The organism is Candidatus Zymogenaceae bacterium (assembly GCA_016931225.1).
GTDB lineage: Bacteria > Desulfobacterota > Zymogenia > Zymogenales > Zymogenaceae > JAFGFE01.
Map to the genome: position 1 here is coordinate 147,251 of JAFGFE010000020.1, position 17,663 is coordinate 164,913.

Annotated in this window: 15 protein-coding genes; 2 read left to right on the forward strand and 13 right to left on the reverse strand. The window is 57.4% G+C overall.

From position 1 onward, the window contains the following. Positions 1–75: 75 nt before the first annotated feature. From JW885_09505 to JW885_09555, 11 genes are all read right to left on the reverse strand, one after another. Entirely contained in the window at positions 76–1,242 is a 1,167-nt protein-coding gene (locus JW885_09505) for a VWA domain-containing protein (GenBank protein ID MBN1882397.1), read from the reverse strand. A 92-nt stretch (positions 1,243–1,334) separates the two neighbouring features. Further along, a complete protein-coding gene (locus JW885_09510) occupies positions 1,335–4,016 on the reverse strand; it encodes a PQQ-binding-like beta-propeller repeat protein (GenBank protein ID MBN1882398.1) in 2,682 nt (893 codons plus the stop codon). Positions 4,017–4,029: 13 nt separating this feature from the next. Then, on the reverse strand, positions 4,030–4,728 hold the full coding sequence (locus JW885_09515; GenBank protein ID MBN1882399.1) for an FHA domain-containing protein: 699 nt from the start codon (positions 4,726–4,728) through the stop codon (positions 4,030–4,032). 170 nt (positions 4,729–4,898) lie between these two features. Beyond that, on the reverse strand, positions 4,899–6,032 hold the full coding sequence (locus JW885_09520; GenBank protein MBN1882400.1) for a hypothetical protein: 1,134 nt from the start codon (positions 6,030–6,032) through the stop codon (positions 4,899–4,901). A gap of 63 nt (positions 6,033–6,095) precedes the next feature. Next, the gene (locus JW885_09525; GenBank protein MBN1882401.1) at positions 6,096–6,749 is read right to left on the reverse strand and encodes a L,D-transpeptidase; all 654 of its coding nucleotides are present in this window, start codon (positions 6,747–6,749) and stop codon (positions 6,096–6,098) included. Continuing rightward, positions 6,749–7,318 (reverse strand): nuclear transport factor 2 family protein, encoded by a 570-nt coding sequence (locus JW885_09530; GenBank protein ID MBN1882402.1) that lies wholly within the window; start codon positions 7,316–7,318, stop codon positions 6,749–6,751. The genes JW885_09525 and JW885_09530 overlap by 1 nt, the downstream gene beginning before the upstream one ends. Positions 7,319–7,481: 163 nt before the next feature. Then, complete coding sequence (locus JW885_09535; GenBank protein MBN1882403.1) at positions 7,482–8,291, reverse strand: FHA domain-containing protein; 810 nt, start codon at positions 8,289–8,291, stop codon at positions 7,482–7,484. 515 nt (positions 8,292–8,806) lie between these two features. After that, on the reverse strand, positions 8,807–8,983 hold the full coding sequence (locus JW885_09540) for a hypothetical protein (protein MBN1882404.1): 177 nt from the start codon (positions 8,981–8,983) through the stop codon (positions 8,807–8,809). A gap of 327 nt (positions 8,984–9,310) precedes the next feature. Beyond that, entirely contained in the window at positions 9,311–9,982 is a 672-nt protein-coding gene (locus JW885_09545) for a corrinoid protein (GenBank protein MBN1882405.1), read from the reverse strand. Between the two features lie 1,516 nt (positions 9,983–11,498). Then, positions 11,499–11,984: a hypothetical protein gene (locus JW885_09550; GenBank protein ID MBN1882406.1), complete on the reverse strand. Its 486-nt coding sequence runs from the start codon at positions 11,982–11,984 to the stop codon at positions 11,499–11,501. A 160-nt stretch (positions 11,985–12,144) separates the two neighbouring features. Then, positions 12,145–13,911 (reverse strand): amidohydrolase family protein, encoded by a 1,767-nt coding sequence (locus JW885_09555; GenBank protein MBN1882407.1) that lies wholly within the window; start codon positions 13,909–13,911, stop codon positions 12,145–12,147. 400 nt (positions 13,912–14,311) lie between these two features. Between JW885_09555 and JW885_09560 the strand changes: the two genes are divergently transcribed. Beyond that, entirely contained in the window at positions 14,312–14,857 is a 546-nt protein-coding gene (locus JW885_09560; GenBank protein MBN1882408.1) for a hypothetical protein, read from the forward strand. A gap of 20 nt (positions 14,858–14,877) precedes the next feature. Next, positions 14,878–16,053, forward strand: coding sequence for an iron-containing alcohol dehydrogenase (locus JW885_09565; protein ID MBN1882409.1), 1,176 nt, complete (start codon positions 14,878–14,880; stop codon positions 16,051–16,053). Between the two features lie 108 nt (positions 16,054–16,161). Here JW885_09565 and JW885_09570 read toward each other — a convergent pair whose 3' ends face one another. Both JW885_09570 and JW885_09575 read right to left on the reverse strand, forming a co-directional pair. Beyond that, on the reverse strand, positions 16,162–16,347 hold the full coding sequence (locus tag JW885_09570; GenBank protein MBN1882410.1) for a hypothetical protein: 186 nt from the start codon (positions 16,345–16,347) through the stop codon (positions 16,162–16,164). A gap of 61 nt (positions 16,348–16,408) precedes the next feature. Beyond that, positions 16,409–17,605 carry a 4Fe-4S binding protein gene (locus JW885_09575; protein ID MBN1882411.1) on the reverse strand — a complete coding sequence of 399 codons (1,197 nt, stop codon included), beginning with the start codon at positions 17,603–17,605 and terminating at the stop codon, positions 16,409–16,411. Positions 17,606–17,663: the final 58 nt, after the last annotated feature.

The window sequence follows — 17,663 nt, forward strand, 5'->3', positions numbered from 1 at the left end:
CTTCCGTACAGCCGCATCGCCGATGCTTTCACCATACTCCGGTTTTAAAACACGGGATCGTCTCCGTCCGTGTTTTTACCTTCTCTTTCTCACAGTCCTGGTGATGAGCACGAGGAGAATCACCACAATCAGCACAGCCCCCACCGCCAGGAGCGCGATGAACGCATTTTTCCATCCCTCCTCGATCCGTTTTTTCTCCTGGTACTCCATAATCAGGCCCGTGGCCGGCGGGGGATTGGTGGATGCGAGGAAATCTCTGGATCCGCTGATCTCCTCCCCCCGATACGTTAGGGAAACCGCCAGTGTATGGATAAGGACCACCCGATCCGGCCGCTCCGGGAATGGAGAGGTAAAAGAGAGGCGGAAGAGCGAATGGAGTTGTTCGGATATCAGCTCGTATACGTCATTCAGATCTCCCGGCGTGGGGGCGTAAAAGAACCGTCCGCCGGTCTCCGAGGCGATGCCGTCCAGGACCGTCGTGTTGATCTGGTTGCCCAGCCCCACGGTAATGACCATCGCTCGGGCTTCGTTGGCGGCCGTCACGGCGTCCATCTCCGTGGCGGTGCTGTTCGCCTTATCGTTTCTGCCGTCGGTCAGGACCACCACGACCCGGCGCCCTTCCGTAACGTCTAAAAGAAGCTTCGAGGAGTCGATAACGGCCTGGTAGAGGGCCGTATCCCCCTTGTATTCCAGACTCCGGATGACATCGATGACTTCGTCGTGATCATCGGTCAGCGGCACATTCACATAGACGTTGTGATCGAAGGTCACCAATCCCACCGTATCCTGCGGCTCAAGAAGCTCTACAAAGACTTCCGCCGCCTCCTTCGCCCTGGCCAGCGGGGTGCCCGCCATGCTGCCGGAGATATCGATGGCAAGCACAACCGTCAGCGGGTCCCGCACCGGATCGGTGGGCACAAGCTCCAGGTTTTCCGCGGGAGTGTCCTCTTCGAGAACCGTAAGGTCTTCAATGTTCAAAATGTCGACGGGACGCCCCTCCTGATCGGTGATGGAAAGGTAGAGCGAGATGGTGGGATATTCGGAAAGATCGAAGTCGGAAAAGGTGATGACGCCGGCATCTTTTCCGAACAGCCAGGACATATCGTCGGTCGTGGTGGTTGTCTCATCACCCGTCGGTGGCGTCTCTTCCGGGGTATCCTGGGCCTGAACCCAGGCACCGACCGTAAAAACCACCACACAGACGATACCTATGCCGATACGATGTATTTTTTTTAAAATCATGGATTCCTCACACTCATTGATACTATACGATATAATTCCACGCCCGCGCCCCTCATCCGATCGTTCGGATCTGGGCGCGGCGTTTTTTTATCCTACCAGATCGCGTAAAGATACCCGTCGTCACTGCCGAAAAAGATCACCGGCTTCGATACCGTCACGACCTCTCCCCCGGCGGACACGCCGTCTTCCCCCCCCTCCTCCGGGGATACGGTATCGGCGGGTGCTTCGGCCTCATCGATGTCCTCATCCGGGGCATTCCCCGATTCCACCGTGATATCCAGTCTGACGACGACGGGGGATGAATCCACCTCCCCCCCGGTATCGAAGCGAAACAACAGCCCGCCCGTGGCGGCGTCGAGGGCGTAGAGGGAATGATCCCGGCTTCCCACGTAGACGACCCCCTCAACCGGCGCCTTTCCGTCGTAGGTATCATCCATGCCGGTCCACTCGATGTGCCCCAGGGGGGCGACCTCGCCCGCGGAAAACAACATCGCCTCCCCCGCCGGCGAATTCGGGGAGTCGGATTCTTCGCCTATTTCCACCCCGTCGGTCAGCACAAACGGGGTCGACCCCACCGCTGCGCCGGTCTTCACCCTCCAGTAGGCCGCCCCGGTTCGCGCATCGAGGGAGTATATATATCCATCGGCGCTGCCGACGTAGAGTGTTTCGCCGCTGATAGCGGGCGGGGAGAAAATCGATCCATTTGTCTTCCTGCGCCAGACCAGGGCGCCGGTTTCGGCGTCCAGGGCGTAGAGCATACCGCCGGCATCGCCCAGAAACACCCATCCCCCGTACGTGCTGGGGGCGGCGTACAGGGCGCTTCCCGCCTCGAACCGCCAGATATTCGTGCCGTAGGTGGCGTCCACCGCATAGAGGAAATGATCCAGGCTCACGACAAACAATGTGTCCCCCCAAATCGCCGCCTGTGCATAGATATCCCCACCCACATCGGAAATCCACAACTCCTCTCCGGTCAGGGCGTCCACAGCAGAGATCACCCCCTCGTCTCCGCCGATAATCACGGTGTCGTCCGCGGCCGCAGGCGCCGAGAAAATCCCGCCCGGGGTCCTGTATCTCCATATTCTATCTCCGCCGATCGCGCTCCAGGAAAAAAGGAGGCCGTTGTATTCACCGGCGAGGACCATGTCTTTATAATACAGGGGAGAGGAGAGGATCTCCCCTCCGGAATCGGCACGCCACAGAACTTCGCCCGTCAGGACGTCCAGGGCATAGAGCCGGCCGTCGCCGGAGCCGATGAACACCACGGGCGACGCACCCCCGTCACCAACCGCCGGGGAGGTCCTCAGGGGGGCCGCCATGTTTCTTGCCCACAGTACCCCGTGGTCCCCCCTCTCCTCCCCATCGAAGGAAAAAACACTCACCGGCCCGATATCGGCCTTCAACGGCACATCCTCCACCTTCGGAGAGACCGGTGTCTCCGCACCCGGATCCGCCACATCTTCGGTCACCCCCCCGTCTTCCGGCGGAGATACGACACCACCGCCGCCGCTCCCTCCGCCCCCCCCACCACCGGTGCGGGAGAACCCTCCCAGGTCGATATGCCGGGCGATACGCTCGATATCGAAGTATCCCGGGAGCACCAGGGTCTGAGTGGCAAGGAGCACCGTCGCCACTATCCCCGTAATGATAAGGACGAGCAGAACCGCCACCATGAGCGCCCGCCCCAGCCCCATGCCGCCGTACATGGTTACAGCGGGCGGGGACGGTATCGTCTCGACCCGGGCCGGGAGGACATCCACGGAGGGAACCCGGGGCGTCCGTGAAAAGAGACGCCTGAAAAAACCCCCGTCTCCCACCTGATCACTCGACAGCGCCCGCCTCCCCACCGCCTTATACATCGCCTTGTGGAGCTCTTCGGCGCTCTGGTACCGGTCGGTGCGGTTTTTCGCCATGCCCTTTTTGACCACCAACTCCGCCCGCCTGTCTATATCGGGGCGCAGCCTTTCTATCGGCTCCGCCTCACCGTCCAGTATGGCCGCAATGGTGGAGACCGCCCCCTGGGATTCTCCACCCTCCTCCCTCCGAAAGGGTGAGATGCCGGTGAGCATTTGATACATCACCACCCCCAGAGAGTAGATATCGGTGCGCCCGTCCAGTTCCCTGCCCCTCACCTGTTCAAGGCTCATGTATTCGGGAGTGCCCATGGTGGTGCCGGGGGTGGTCTGCCCCTTGACGCCCATCGCCTTGGCGATTCCGAAATCGGTGATGACGACCGAGCCGTTCATGTCGGTATCGGTGAACATGATGTTGCCCGGCTTGATGTCTCGATGAATGATGCCCTGTCCATGGGCGTAGTCAAGGGCGTCGGCCACCTGGGCCGCAATGCGGAAGGATTCAACCACCGACAGCGTTCGTCGCTTCCTGATGAGGTCGGACAGATCCCCGCCGGGGAGATAGTCCATGACGATGTAGCAGGTATCCCGGACCATGCCGGTATCCCGCACCTGGACGATATTCGGGTGGTCAAGCGAGCCGGCCAGCCTCGCCTCGTTTTCAAAGCGGGTCAGGAATTTTTCATCCCGGGCCAGGGTGGGGTGAAGTATCTTGATAGCCACCGCCTCATCTGTTGCGAGGTCTACGCCCAGATAGACCGAACCCATCCCCCCTTCCCCCAGACGCTCATCGACCCGAAAACGATCGACGATCAGGGTTCCGATAAAAAGGTCACCCCCGTGACCAAGGCGCTCGCCGCATTCGAGGCAAAAGCGTGCCGATTCAGGATTATCATACCCACAGCGGGAGCAGAGTGCCATGAATTTTCCCCGTTCAGAAAAAATCCGCTACACACCCCATAATGTATCGGGACACGACACATTCCGGGAAGTTCCGGGTGAGAAGAAACAGCCCCAGAACAAGCGATATCGGCGCCCAGATCCACAGGACGGAAAGAAGCCTGCGGCCGACCACGACCGCCCGCCTTTTACGCGAAAGCAGCGACGCCTGAATGGAGCTTATAATATGAACGATCAGGCCGATGATCCACAGAGGCAGAACGGCGTAGAGAACGAAGATGGCAAGACCCCGGAGCTTGTAACTCCTGTAGATGTTTCGGTAGATGGATGTCGCGGGCTCAGGCATGACCGGTCGGGACCCGCCGGCCCCTTTGCCCTGTGCCCTCGATCTCTCGGCTCGAGACGGGATCCCTCCCGGCGGCGTCCTGATATCGGCGATCACCTTGCTGAGCACCGTGATGCTCTCCCCCCAGAACTCCACAATATCTCCGCCGACAATGTTCCGGGAGTCGTTTTTTACCAGCTCCCCGTTAATGAATGTTCCATTGGAGCTGGTGTCATGATAATCAAGATGCGCGCCGTTGACCTTGAAAAATCCGTGATCCCGAGATATCCTCGCCCCCTTCAGGACGATATCGCTTCTTTTCCGCCTTCCGACGGTGATGAGGGGACGTGAAGTTTCAAATCGTTTCGTGCCGCCGTCAAGACCGATAATAAGAAATACCTGTTTCATGATTCCATTCCATATCCAGTATGTATAGAAGCGATGAACGCCGGACAAAAAAGAGATGCAACGTATCGAGAAACCGGTGGAGAATCTATGATGCCCCTGATGATAGCATACGATCAGGCCGCAGGCAACCGACAAGTCGTCCGGACGGCGAGAAACGAGTACGGTGCCCCCTATAGATCTTCATGGAGTCTCCCGTACGCCGTTCCCAGCACCTCCCAGACCAGATCGGGATTGTCGCTTTGCAGGTTCATGGGCGCGCCTCCCCGAAAACTCCACGCGGCGATGTTTTTTATCCCCAGGTCCGCAACGATCGATATCGCGTCGGAAATCTCCTGTTCCCTACCCGCCGGCACCCGGTAGGCCTGCACCCATATCTGGGGTGTCTTTCCGTACTCGGCGGACACACCGATCACCTTCTCGGTGGTGGAGGCGACGAACTCTCTCACGGGTTGTCTGAAGGCGTACCAGTAGGGATCGCTGCCGAAGATATCCACCGTGTCGATGGCGGCGATGAGATCCCATGACGATACGCCGGTGAGGTGGCTTTCCTGGGGAAGCATCACCACGGCGTTCTTCAAACCCGCCGCGCCCCCCCGGGCCGATGCATTGGTAAAAAAGTCCACGATGGATCGATCCCGAAAGGCGACAACCTCATCCGTCATCAGCTCAGGCATCTCCTCCCCGTATTGAATTCGAAACAGCTCCCGGCACCGGTCGCATCTGCAGGCCCATTCATTTTCTCCCTGTTCTCCCCGCCACACGGCCCTGGGGATGTAAAAATGCGGCTCGTCCCAGAAAAGCACGTCGGCGCCGGTCTCCACAGCTGTGTCGATCCAGCCGTCCATGAATTCCCGAAAGGTCGGCCGATTGATACATGCAGCGGGAAGCGGCGTGCCGTCGGCCAGCCGCTGGGTTTCCCCCGGGTGCTCCATGACAAATCGTGAAAACGCCTCGCCCCCGAACACGCCCCCCACACCCCAGGGATCGATATAGACGGTGAGCCCTGCGTCTTTGGAGATGCGCACCACCTCCCGCATGGCCTCGGAATAGAAGTGATAATCCGCCTCGGAGAAGGTGTGCACAACATACGTGCAGTGATGCCGGATGATATCCTCCATATCCCTTTTTACGTGTTCGGGGTCCCGGCTTCCGAAATAACTCACCCCGGTCTCAAAACCGCGGCCCTCCGCCCCCCGGGCAACCGCACCGTGAAACAGCCCCACCGATCCCGACCCCAGGGCGAGAAGCGCCGCCCCGGACCCTGTCAGGAAACGCCGCCGACTGATATACTTCATGGATGACATACAGACCCTCCGCCGTCACGTTTCATCATATCATCTCTCTTTCTGCACCCATCGTCAGTAAGTTCATTCATCAAAAAAGGGATACGCCCCTGAGAGCGTATCCCTGCTAACCGAGATAATAACCGGCGTCCCCACATCCACCATGTGGTAGAGCAGGATTGCGTCTTTTGCCGTGAGCTTGATACACCCCGCAGACCTGGTCGGCTTTCCGTCGACGAGCCTGGTGGTCCCGTGGATCTCGATGCAGTCGCCGGTGTATCCCCGGGCGACATCCTCTTCATTCGGATAATCAAGCCCCATGATCGTGGCGTCCTCCCCGCCGTAGGCATCTGTCCAGAGCCGTTCCTCATTCCGTCCCTCGGGGCCGTAGACGAGTCCCGTCTCGTCGCACCAGGTCATCCCCTCGATGACGGGGCTTCCCTTGTCGGTGTGTCCCCGGTTCACCTCCACCGACGCCATCCACGCGATGTGATATTCCCCCACCGGGGTTTTTCCGTCCCCCTCCCGGGTCTTTCCCATGCCGCCGTAACCGGTCTCGCAGGGGAACGAGGCGATTAATTCGGCGCCTTCGTACACCAGGAACGCCTTTTCCGCGTCGATGACGAACACGACACGGTCATCGAAAGCCCGAACATCATCGCCCCCGAAGGATACACCCGCCATAAAACAGATACACAGCGCCGCCAGGCTGAGAGCCGCTCTCTTGATATGTTCCATCACTCCAGGATGTCGATATAGTCGTAATTTTCAATGATCAGCCAGCGCCCGTTGCTCTGGAGCTCCATAATGTACAGCTCCTCGGCGGCCTCGGAAAAGCTCGTGCCGTCCTTTTTATAAAACGTCATGGTGTATCGGGTGGCGACGTACGCCCGGTTTTCGTACTTGATCTCATTACTGAGCATTTCCCAATAGACATCGACCCGCCTGTACGTGGCGAAATCCTTCTTGCGCTTGTTGGAAATGGCGGTATAGTTTCTCCTCGTCCCGTCCATGAAGATCTGAAGGGCGTCGACCGACCAGGCGCTCATATACAGGTCGAAATCGAGCGTGCGCCATCCGTCGTATACCGCCAGGAGGGTCCGCTCGATCTCACTCCTCTCGGACGGCGAGGGCGCTCTGCCGCCGAATGTGATCGCCACATCCCATCCATTGTCGATGAAGAGGGAATCACTCTCCGCAGCCGGAGTTGTATCTGCGGCAAATCCCACGCCGGAAAGCAGCAGAACCGATCCCAGTATCACCGTTCCGACGATTCGGACACACATCATTGTATGTTCTCTGTTCATATCAATCGCTCCTGAAAATGACGTTTTTTCTCTTCCACGCTCTCGGGAACACACTCCCACCTCCGGCGCATCGATGTCCACCGTAGGAAAAAAAGGGACGCTCCGATCTTCGGTCGGGCGCCCCCTTCGTATTTTTTTATGGTATCGGGAACGGCTGCATCACCTATCCCATGAAACTGAATTTCACTTTGACGGTGCCCAGGAGGATTTCGTCCCCTTCGGCCAGCTCATGCTCTTCTTCGATGGCGTTACCGTTGACCTTGACCGGATTTGTGAGACTGACGTTTGAGAGAAAGTAGGTGCCCCGATCGTAGGTAATACGGCCATGTTCCCCGGAAACACCCCGGTCATCGGAAAAGAGGATGTTCCCCTTGTCCCGACCGATGGTGTTTTCGGCCGCCAGGAGGATCTGCTCTCCCTTTTTCGTGCCGGTGAGGACCTCCAACTGGGCCGGTTTCGACGGAACCTTTTCGGTTTTCGCACGCCCCTTTCCGGCGATGGCGGAGGCCTCTGTGTCGCTGATCTTTTCGGTGCGGGGACGGGTCCTGGCGGTGGCGGCTCGGGTGGCGTCGGTGGCGACGGTGGAGGGAATCGGCCCCGCGGTCACCGGCTTCGCCGCCGGAGCCTTCTGGGGACGGGTCAGGATGATGACCAGGACGATGATGAGAAGCAGCACTATCACACCCGCGATAATGGCGTACATCACGAAATTACCCCCGGCGGATCCGGTATCCATCTCCCTGACGTAGGGCATCTGGGTATTCGGGTCCACTTGAACCAGCCCCTCAACAACGATCTTGTCTCCGGGTGCGGGGGGATCGAAGGTGTAGATAACGATACGTTCGAAGCTGTCATCCACCAACACGTAGGAGCCCGGTGTGGTGGGACCCGCCGGGTTGGAGCTTTCCACCCTTCCCTCGAGTCTGACGGTCTTGTTGATGTATCGTGAAGGATTGATCAGAATATCACTCACAAATGCCTTTTCCGCGGCGATAGCTCCCAGAGAAAGAATAAGTACGAGGGCCGCAGCACAAAATAAAATTTTTGTCGTTGACAAGCGCATCATCGCTTTGTCCTCCTTGGTTTTATTGAATTCTCATGTATGTCAATAAACCTCGATCATCGGCAATCGGGTTAGTTCGAAAACCACCGGTATATATCGCCGACAGCATGTATTACTATAATAAATAACCTTGGTTTTGTCCAAACCTTTTCTGCACGGGTTTTCCCCGTATTCATTCACAACCGGTGTATATCTCACTGTCCTTGTGTATTCGACGATACACCTCCCTCTCCTTACATCAGAAGAGTATCGAGGAGGCTCATCGTTTTTTTAGTTATATAAATAAGTCAAGTTCGGCGCGCACCTCACACCACTCAGATGTTCTCCATGCGCGTGTATGCACGATGACGGTTCCCGTCACCGATGACGAGCGGCATTCGGTCCAATTGTATCGCGAAAAAATATACTCCGGTCCCGGCACGTCCTTAAAACCATTCACGAAATGTTCCCAGCGCCAGGGAAGAAAAGAGAACGACCGCCGCAGCGAAGAACAAAATCAGACTTCTCCAGTCACCGGCGAAGAGGTGGCTGTAGGAGTCCGGAAATATCGCGGCAAGTACACAGAGGATGCCGCTGACAACCGTGAGAATGTGCCACATCATGGATACTTTCCTTTCAAAAAATATTCCTTCGCGTTCGTCCGTGCATCTTTGCCGATACCCGGTAATGTAACGCTCCTTGTTATGTATATCGCGGTCGGGTTCAGACGAAACCGATCCTTTTCCTCGGAGATGAGGCGATGATCCCAACAGAGGAGGCTTCACACATATACCGTTTTTTCCGTATCCGGAACCCATAAGAGAGCACAGTAAGAGTATATACAATCAGTGAATCAGTGATCATGGAGAACGTACGATGAAGATGCCGCGAGATATGTCTCCATGATCCGTCGTGTCATGGGCGCGCCCGTAATGAGTACGTATTCAGGTTCAGCCGGCAAGTCTCTGCACCAGGGACACCGCTTCGCCGGCGTCGGCGGCGTACCCGTCTGCGCCGATATCATCGGCGAATTTTTTATTGACCGGCGCCCCACCCACGATCACCTTCACTCTATCCCGAATCCCCCGCTCGGACAATGAGTCGATCACCAGCTTCATCTGGTCCATGGTGGTGGTCAACAGGGCCGACATCCCCAGGATATGGGGATTGTATTGTTCCACCTGGCGGATGAATTCATCGATGGTGACGTTGATGCCGATGTCCTTCACCTCGCACCCAACCCCCTTGAGCATGATCGCCACCATGTTCTTGCCGATATCGTGCATATCCCCCTGCACCGTCCCGATGAGCACCCTGATCTCCTCCGCAGCGCTCTTCCCCTCGGCCAGGTACGGCTCCAGGATAAAAAGCCCCTCGTTCATGGCCCGGGCCGCCAGCAGCACGTCCGGGATGAACAGCTCCCCGGTCCGAAAACACTCCCCGATCACCTCCATGGCCCCTATCATCCCGTCGTTGAGGATATCCCGGGCGGCATATCCCTCATCCAGGAGCCCGGTGATTACCTCCTTAAGGGCCTCCTCGTCGCCGTCCATGATCGCCTCTTTCACCGGCAACAGGCGTTGATCGATCTTTTTCTCCGGGGATACCCGGGCGGCGGCCATCGATAGCTCCGATTCGGAAACCGACCGGGCGCCCCCGGCGGTGAGGGGGAGACGCCCCTCTACGAGCGTCCGCTCACCTATCCTCCGGAGGCGATCGAAGGACGCCCCCGGAGGGGTCGAGTCCGCCGTCCCCAGGATCAACCGATCTCCCGGCGCCACCGAACTGAAGAGGTTGTCCATGAATCCCTCGAACTCCTCGTCGGTGGCGGTGGCGGGGGAGAGGACCGATTCCGGTATCCCCCCCATGATGGTCAGGGAGTCGCGCCAGCGTCGGTAGTATTCCTCGATGGTCACCTTGGTCATCGGGTACGGGGTCACCGATTCGGCCACGTGGGCGCCGCAATCACGGATCTGATCCATGAGGCCCTGGTTTTCGCCATCGGTATGGGTCGAGACGATCTTCCCCCGGGCCCCCAGATAGTCGGCGACCTTCCTGATCCACGGGGAGATCTCCTTTTCGAAGTACGGCGGATAAGTCAGCATCTCGTCGTAATTCGCCCCCCAGAGCACCACTTCATAGGGGGAGTCGCCGACGATCTTCATCACCTTGTCGTAATAGACCCCCACCCGCTCCGCCAGCTTCTGCATCAGGGGATAATTGTCCTTATATTCATAATAGAACCGCGTGGAGTCGATAAACTCCTTCTGGATATGATGCATGGGCGACGCCGCCAGGGACGCCCCACCCGCCGCCACCACACCGTCGTCTCCCACCTCGTCCCGGTATTCCGTCGCGCTGTCGTACTGGGGGAACACCTCGATGTGCTCGAATATCCACCCCACCACGTCATAATCGGCGTCTGTTTTGATGATACGCTCCTGGGTCCATCCGAGGGATGCCCCCCTTCTCTTCATCTCCTCGGTCAACCCGCCCACGGTGCGCACCATTCCCACCGGTGTTTTATATTCAATGATCTGCTGGCCGTCCTTCTCCGAGACGGACACCTCCATATCCGGTGAAAACCGCCAGCCGTATACCGACTGGATGAAGTTGAACAGACCAATGGACTGGTGCAGCATGTCTTCCGGTCCCTTGATCATATTGGTGAAATCGGGGACCATGTGATAACAGGCCCATCCTTCCGCCCGGGCGATATCGTCCGGCTTCTTGTTCTCGTATCCGGGGGGCAGGGTGCCCGCCATAGAATTGGCGATCCACCAGAGGTCCAGCCGGGGGACGAAGGGAATGACATCGACCATTTTTCCACGCATAGCGTCAAGAATTCGCTGTCTGTGGGTGGGGGAGGTCATGATACTATCTCCTGTATATGGTGAAGCACTGGCATCCATATGGGGAGAATCGGTAGGAGAACTGTGCTGGTATGGGTATATATGCCTCCCGTTTTTGGGGATATTGCGGGGAACGGGGCGGTTCGCGGTGCGGTTTCGACGATCATGATACTCTCATGGCAACGACGACGGAGACGGATGCGCTTGATTCCGACGGATTCTCCATCGGACGGCCGAAGTAACGCCCGAAGAAAAAGGAGGCGCATCAAAACGCGAAGGCATCCTCTTACTCCTCTTCCGTGTCCTGTTCCACCTCCACGTACACCTCAATGTCTTCATCGTTTCCCTTGCTGGTTTTGGGTTTCGACTTTCTGAACAGCTGGATGATGCCGTCTTCATCCTCTTCATATACCTCGGTCCTCGGCTTTTGTCGCTCGGGGAATTCCATCTCATGAGCATCCGGGGCGTTGTCGCCCTCCATGTCTTCCTCCTTTTCGATTTCAGACAAGGCGCTGGTAATGTCCTCGTCGCTGATTTCAGACGCGGGGGAACCGATGGCTTCTCCCGAAAGGATCGGGAGTCCTGTCTCTTCATCCACCTGGTTATCGATGAAGTAGCGGATCGTCCTGACCAGGGGGGCCAGCTCCTCGTAGTCTTCGAAATCGCTACACCATGCCTCTATCAGCGTCAGAGCGTTGCGAACGATCCGGGTGCGAACCTCGTCATCGAAATGCGGCCCTCCCCCGCCCGTGGTATTGTCTTGGTCGCTCATGGCACCGTCCACTGAGAAATAGTTTATATATTTTATAGTAACATATCAGTCCTGCCACTTCATTAAAAAAAGTTTTGGCGACTCAACACTTTTTGATAATACTCCATATAAAAACAGGGCGGTTTCCCGCCCTGTAATAATTAATAGGTTGTTCTTTTTCTCAGATCAAGCGATCCACCATGCCGGCGCCTGAATCACCGTCGGCGACTCCGTCCGTCGCAACACGCACGCCGTTGATGAATACGGCATCGATGCCGGTGGGGGTGCGGTCGGTCTCGGTGAGGGTATTGTTGTCGGCGATTCGGTAAGGATCGAACACCACGATGTCCGCCGCCATCCCCTCCTTGATCAGCCCCCGGTGTGCGACGCCGAACCGTTCGGCGGTGCCTCCGGTCATCTTGTAGATCACCTCTTCCAGTGGGATGATGTTTCGGTTGCGTGCGTCCATGAGAAATTTCGGGAAGCACCCGAAGGTTCCCGGGTTCTGTACCCCCTCGATGACCGGCGAGGCATCGGTCATGAAGAGCGACGCTGGGTGGGCCATAAGAGCGTCGACGATCTCCGGATTGCTGTAGCGGTGGTTGAGCACCCGGGCCAGGCCGTTGCTCTTCCGGGCGAAGTCTATGTAGTTTTCAAAGTCCTTCATGCCCCGCTCTCGGGCGATATCCGCAAGAAACATACCGTTGTACTGGTTGAGCTCCTCATGTTTGGCATCGGTGATCTGAATCTGTTCATACCCGAAACCCAACAGCGACTCCATCAGGGTAATCTGCCGCTTGAGCTTCCCCAGGGCCTTTCTATCCTCGTACACCTCGGGGGCATCGGCCAGGAACCACTCGGGCATGAACACGTTGATGTGAGATGTGCCGCAGTGGTAGGCGTAGGTATCGAATTTCACATCGAGGCCCTCGGTGATGGCCTGATCGATCATCGCGAGCGCCTCCTCGTAGTTCTTCCAGGTCAGGCTCCCCACGAAAATCAGGTGTGATAACTGGAGCCTCACACCGGTATCCCTCGCCACCTGAAGCATGTCCTCGATGGCCAGAAGATTGTGGGGCGTGCCGAAGAGCTTGAGGGGGTAGGTGCCCGACAGGGTGGAGTAGGCCTTCATGTGTACGGTTAAAATTTTATCTTTGTTCTTGATCAGACGCGCCACCTCCCGCAGTTCGTCCAGGGTGGCGAATACGCCCGGTTCGTACTGGAGCCCTAGGGAAACGCCGCAGGCGCCCATGTCCATCGCCTCCTCCAAGAGTCCCAGCATCAGGTCCATCTCGCCTGTGGAGAGGGGCGAGGCGTCGAATCCGCGGATGGACGCCCTGGTGGTCCCGTGTCCCGCAAGGTTGGCGAGGTTGTGACTCAGGCCGATCGCCTCGATGCGATCGAAGTACTCATCCATCGTCCGCCAGTTCAGCTCGTAGAGACCCCGGGTCCGGTCGGTGATCAGGTCCATGTGGGGGCTGTCCTTCATAAATCCGGCGACGCCGTAGCCGCAGTTGCCGGCCACAAAGGTGGTGATGCCCTGGTTGATGAAAGGCGCCTTCAGCTCCGGGCGGCCCTCCACCGGCAGGAACCAATCCATGTGAGAATGCATGTCGATAAAACCGGGGGCGATGACCCGGTCGGTGCAATCGATCACATCCCCCGGCGCATCCATCTCCTCGGTCGTGACCGCCTCGATGCGGTCTCCGGCCAGAAGTACGCTCCCGGTAAACCCGGGGGCGCCGGTTCCGTCCACGACAAGCCCGTTTTTCAAGAGCGTATAGGGGCCGGGTCCGGACGGTGTGACCGTACCCGCGGCCCGGGCTTTATCGGAAACGGCCGAAAAGAGCGGTATGGAGGCCAGGGTCGCCAGTCCCCGGGCGCACCATCCCAGAAAGCCCCTCCGATGTACATGCGTTCCAAACAGAGTTTCGCGATCTCTTCCCATATCATCACTCCTTTTTCCTGGTTACTGCCGCTGGGTTATGTCTCAATGTAACACAATATTATATGTATCTGTGATATCCGGGATAAGATGGTCGCCGACGGAAACCCTCACACAACACACCCTCGAAAGAATCAGACCGACGAAACAGTGCTCCTCTCTCCCGACCGGCGGTTATTGTTAAGAATATTGCTCATATATTACCCCGGTATTCGGGTGCTGTAAAGACATTTCCCCGCCCGTCTTTGTCTTTGCACCGGCCGAACGCACACTATCCCATTATATCCGTGCTTACTACCGGAATAAAAGTATATCATTTTCATTGTTGATATTAGAATGGAAAAACGGTATAGTGTCGAAGCAAAAATATCATCAGGAGTATGTTACAAGGAGGTATTCAAAAATGGGGACACAGACCGTACCAAAAAAACTGCCGTTTTCATATAAACTAAAAAAGACGGTGGTAAGTATCGCCCTGCTGGCCCTCGGTGTCACCTTCGTAAAGGTCTCCAAAAAGGACAGAGAGCTTCAGGAAGAGTTGGAAGACTGGAGGGACAACCTCGTCTTTTCCCTTGGAGTTCTGCCGAAGGGCCCGGCCATTACCCTAAAACATGTCAACGGCCGTATCAAGTACCTCGGCAAGGGTTACAAAGAAGACCCGGAGCTGAAGATTCTCTTCAAGAACGTCGACAGCGCCTTTCTGCCGTTCACCGGCCAGATGGGATCCCACACCGCATTCGTACAGCATCGGGCGTTGCTTCACGGAAACGTGGTCGACGGCATCAAGGCGAACCGCGCCATGGGTATCGTGCAGAAGTTCCTGCTGCCCAAGATTGTTCTCAACAAAACCTTCAAACGCCCCCCCAAATACACGTTTCGCCAGCTTATGCTGAAACTCAACGTGTACCTGACCATGGGGCTGGACATAGCCCTGAACGCCGCAAAATAGAAAAATAAAGGAGAATATATATGATACCCGAATACTATGAATTTATCTGTCCGGTAAAAGTGCTGAGCGGGAAAAAGGCCCTGGCCAATCTTCCCTTCGAGATGGAAAACCTGGGAGTGAAACGCGCCTTGATCGTCTCCGATCCGGGAGTCGCCGGTGCGGGACTTATCAAGAAGGTCGTCGAGGCCTTCGGGGAATCCGATTGCGAGGCCGGCGTGATCTTCGACAAAACACCGCCGGATTCCGGCAGCACGGTCGTCAATGAGGTCGCCAAGCTCTTTCTCGACAATAAGTGCGACTGTTTCATCGCCGTGGGCGGGGGGAGCTCCATCGATACCGCAAAATGCGCCAATATGGTTATCGTGACCGGGACCCCCGACCTGATGCAGTTCCAGGGCGTCGACCGCCTTACCCAATCCCTGAAGCCCTTTATCGTCATCCCCACCACCGCCGGAACCGGTTCCGAGGTTACCTCGGCGGCGGTCATCTACGACGAAGCCACTCACACCAAGCTGGCCTTTACCTCCAACCACCTCTTCCCCGATGTGGCTATTCTCGATCCGAAGATGACCGAGTCCCTGCCGCCGAAGATCACCGCCGCCACCGGCATGGACGCCCTGACCCACGCCATGGAGGCCTATTACTGCCTGGCGAAAAATCCTGTATCGGACGCCTACGCCATAGCGGCCATCAGGCTTATCTTCAAGTACCTGCTCACATCGACGAAAAAGGGGAATGATCTGGAAGCGAGGCTGGCGATGCTCAACGCCTCGATGCTGGCGGGAATCGCCTTCTCCAACTCCCTGGTGGGGGTAGTGCACGGCATCGCCCATGCCACCGGCGGCGTGGCCCGGGTGCCCCACGGCGTCGCCAACTCTATTTATCTCCCCTTCGGCTTGGAAAACAATTTCAAAAAAGCCGGACACATCATCGCCGAGCTGGTGCCTTTCGTGGGAGAGACATCGACCGGTGATGTGAAAAAAGACGCGGAAGTGGTGGTGGCCGCCGTACGGAAGCTTGCCCAACAGCTCAAGGAGGCATCGGGGCTTCCCACCACCCTCAAGGAGGCGGGTGTCACCAAGGACCAGTTGGAAGACATCGCCAAGGCGTGCATCAACGACGGATCGTGCACCATCAATCCCGAGGACATTACCTACGAGGTTGCCCTGGACATCGCGAAAAAGGCCTTCGAATAGGACCGAAAAGCGGCGTATCGTCCTCTTTTCTCAGAGCCGTACACAAAAACGGGGCTCCCGACATATCGGGCGCCCCGTTTTTTCCCTCACAACCAAAAATAGTGCCCGCTACAAACCCTTCAGAAGCGTCGCCAGCATAAGAATCACACCAGCCGCCAGCATAAACCAACACTCAAGGGCGTTGGGAAGAAAGCCGCTGCTGCCGATGTAGGGAAGGATGAAGGAAACGGCGCCCACCACAAGCAGGATCACCGCCACCCACCAGGTTACCTTTTTCGGCGCGCTGAGTTTCATACAAACCTCCTCGAAAAGAATGGATAAAACGTCGACATTGTACCATATTCTTTCAAGATAATCACACCGCTTGTTTCTTACCTGTGACCTTTCCCGACTCCTCCCCCTTTTTTGAGAACACCCACCCGTACCGAATTGCATCGGTGGGGCACACATTCAAGCAGCGCCCGCAGCTGAAACAATCGGCGCCGAAGGGGGTCTTCTCCACCCGGGCTTTCGCCGCGGTAAGGGGACAAGCCCTGATGCAGGCGCCGCATTCGGTGCAGGCGTCATGATCCACCCGAACCCGAAACAGGCTCACCCGTTCTGCCAGCCACGAGACGAACCCGAAGGGACAGATGAACTGGCAGAATGGGCGATAGAAGAACAGGCCCACCACCAGGGCACCGATCACGACGGCGAGGATCGTCCAGGTCTCAAATGAGAGGCCGAACAGGTTGAAGGGGTTTACCAGGTGATAGATCGACAGCCCCGGCGCCCCCCCCACAAGGCCCGCCATCACCAGCACGGCGACGACGAACAGGACGCCGCGAACGGTATTGGTGACCCAGAACGGCGGCTTTTTCTTCTTGATCTTTTTCAGCACCGGGATGCTGTAGATCAGCTCCTGGAGCGCTCCGAAGGGACACGCCCAACCGCACACCAGCTTGTTTCCGATCACCGCGAGACCCACGAAAAAAAGAAAGGCCGCCGTATCCATTAGGAGTGTGTCCCGAACCCCGAAGATGCTCTTGAGGAGCTTGACCACCCCCTCCATCGGATTGGGGGATTTCCCCAGCAGAAAGCCGCAGAAGATCACCGCCAGGGCCAGAGGGATGATATACCCCAGTCGGGGATACCAGGTCTTCTTCTCCTTCATCGAGGCTTTGTCCGGGCGGCCGATCATCACCAGGAAGATAAACCCCCACAGAGACAGGGCAGCGAAGAGGAAATACTTGAGGGTTTCCTCGGTATGCCCGAGGAGATGGGTGACGGCGTGTGACAACGACTCATCATCAACCCCCAGGTCGCTCATGGGAACGTCCTTCGCCGTCTCCCGGGGCAGTCCCAGCTCCACCGCCATATCGCCCCCCTTGATACCCAGGGCGTGGGCGGCCTCAGAGAGGGTCATCTCAAGGACGACCGCCGGGGGGGCGGCCTCCTCGGCGTCGTGCTGGAGGACGATTCCGATCACCACGACGGCCAGTATAATAAGAAGCCCCACGATGCCGATCATTCGCTGCCTGCCGGAGAGCTTCTGAAAATATACTCCCACCATTCATCCTCCCTTCGATGCCCGTTATATAAGAAAAACCAACCCCATCACCACACCACCC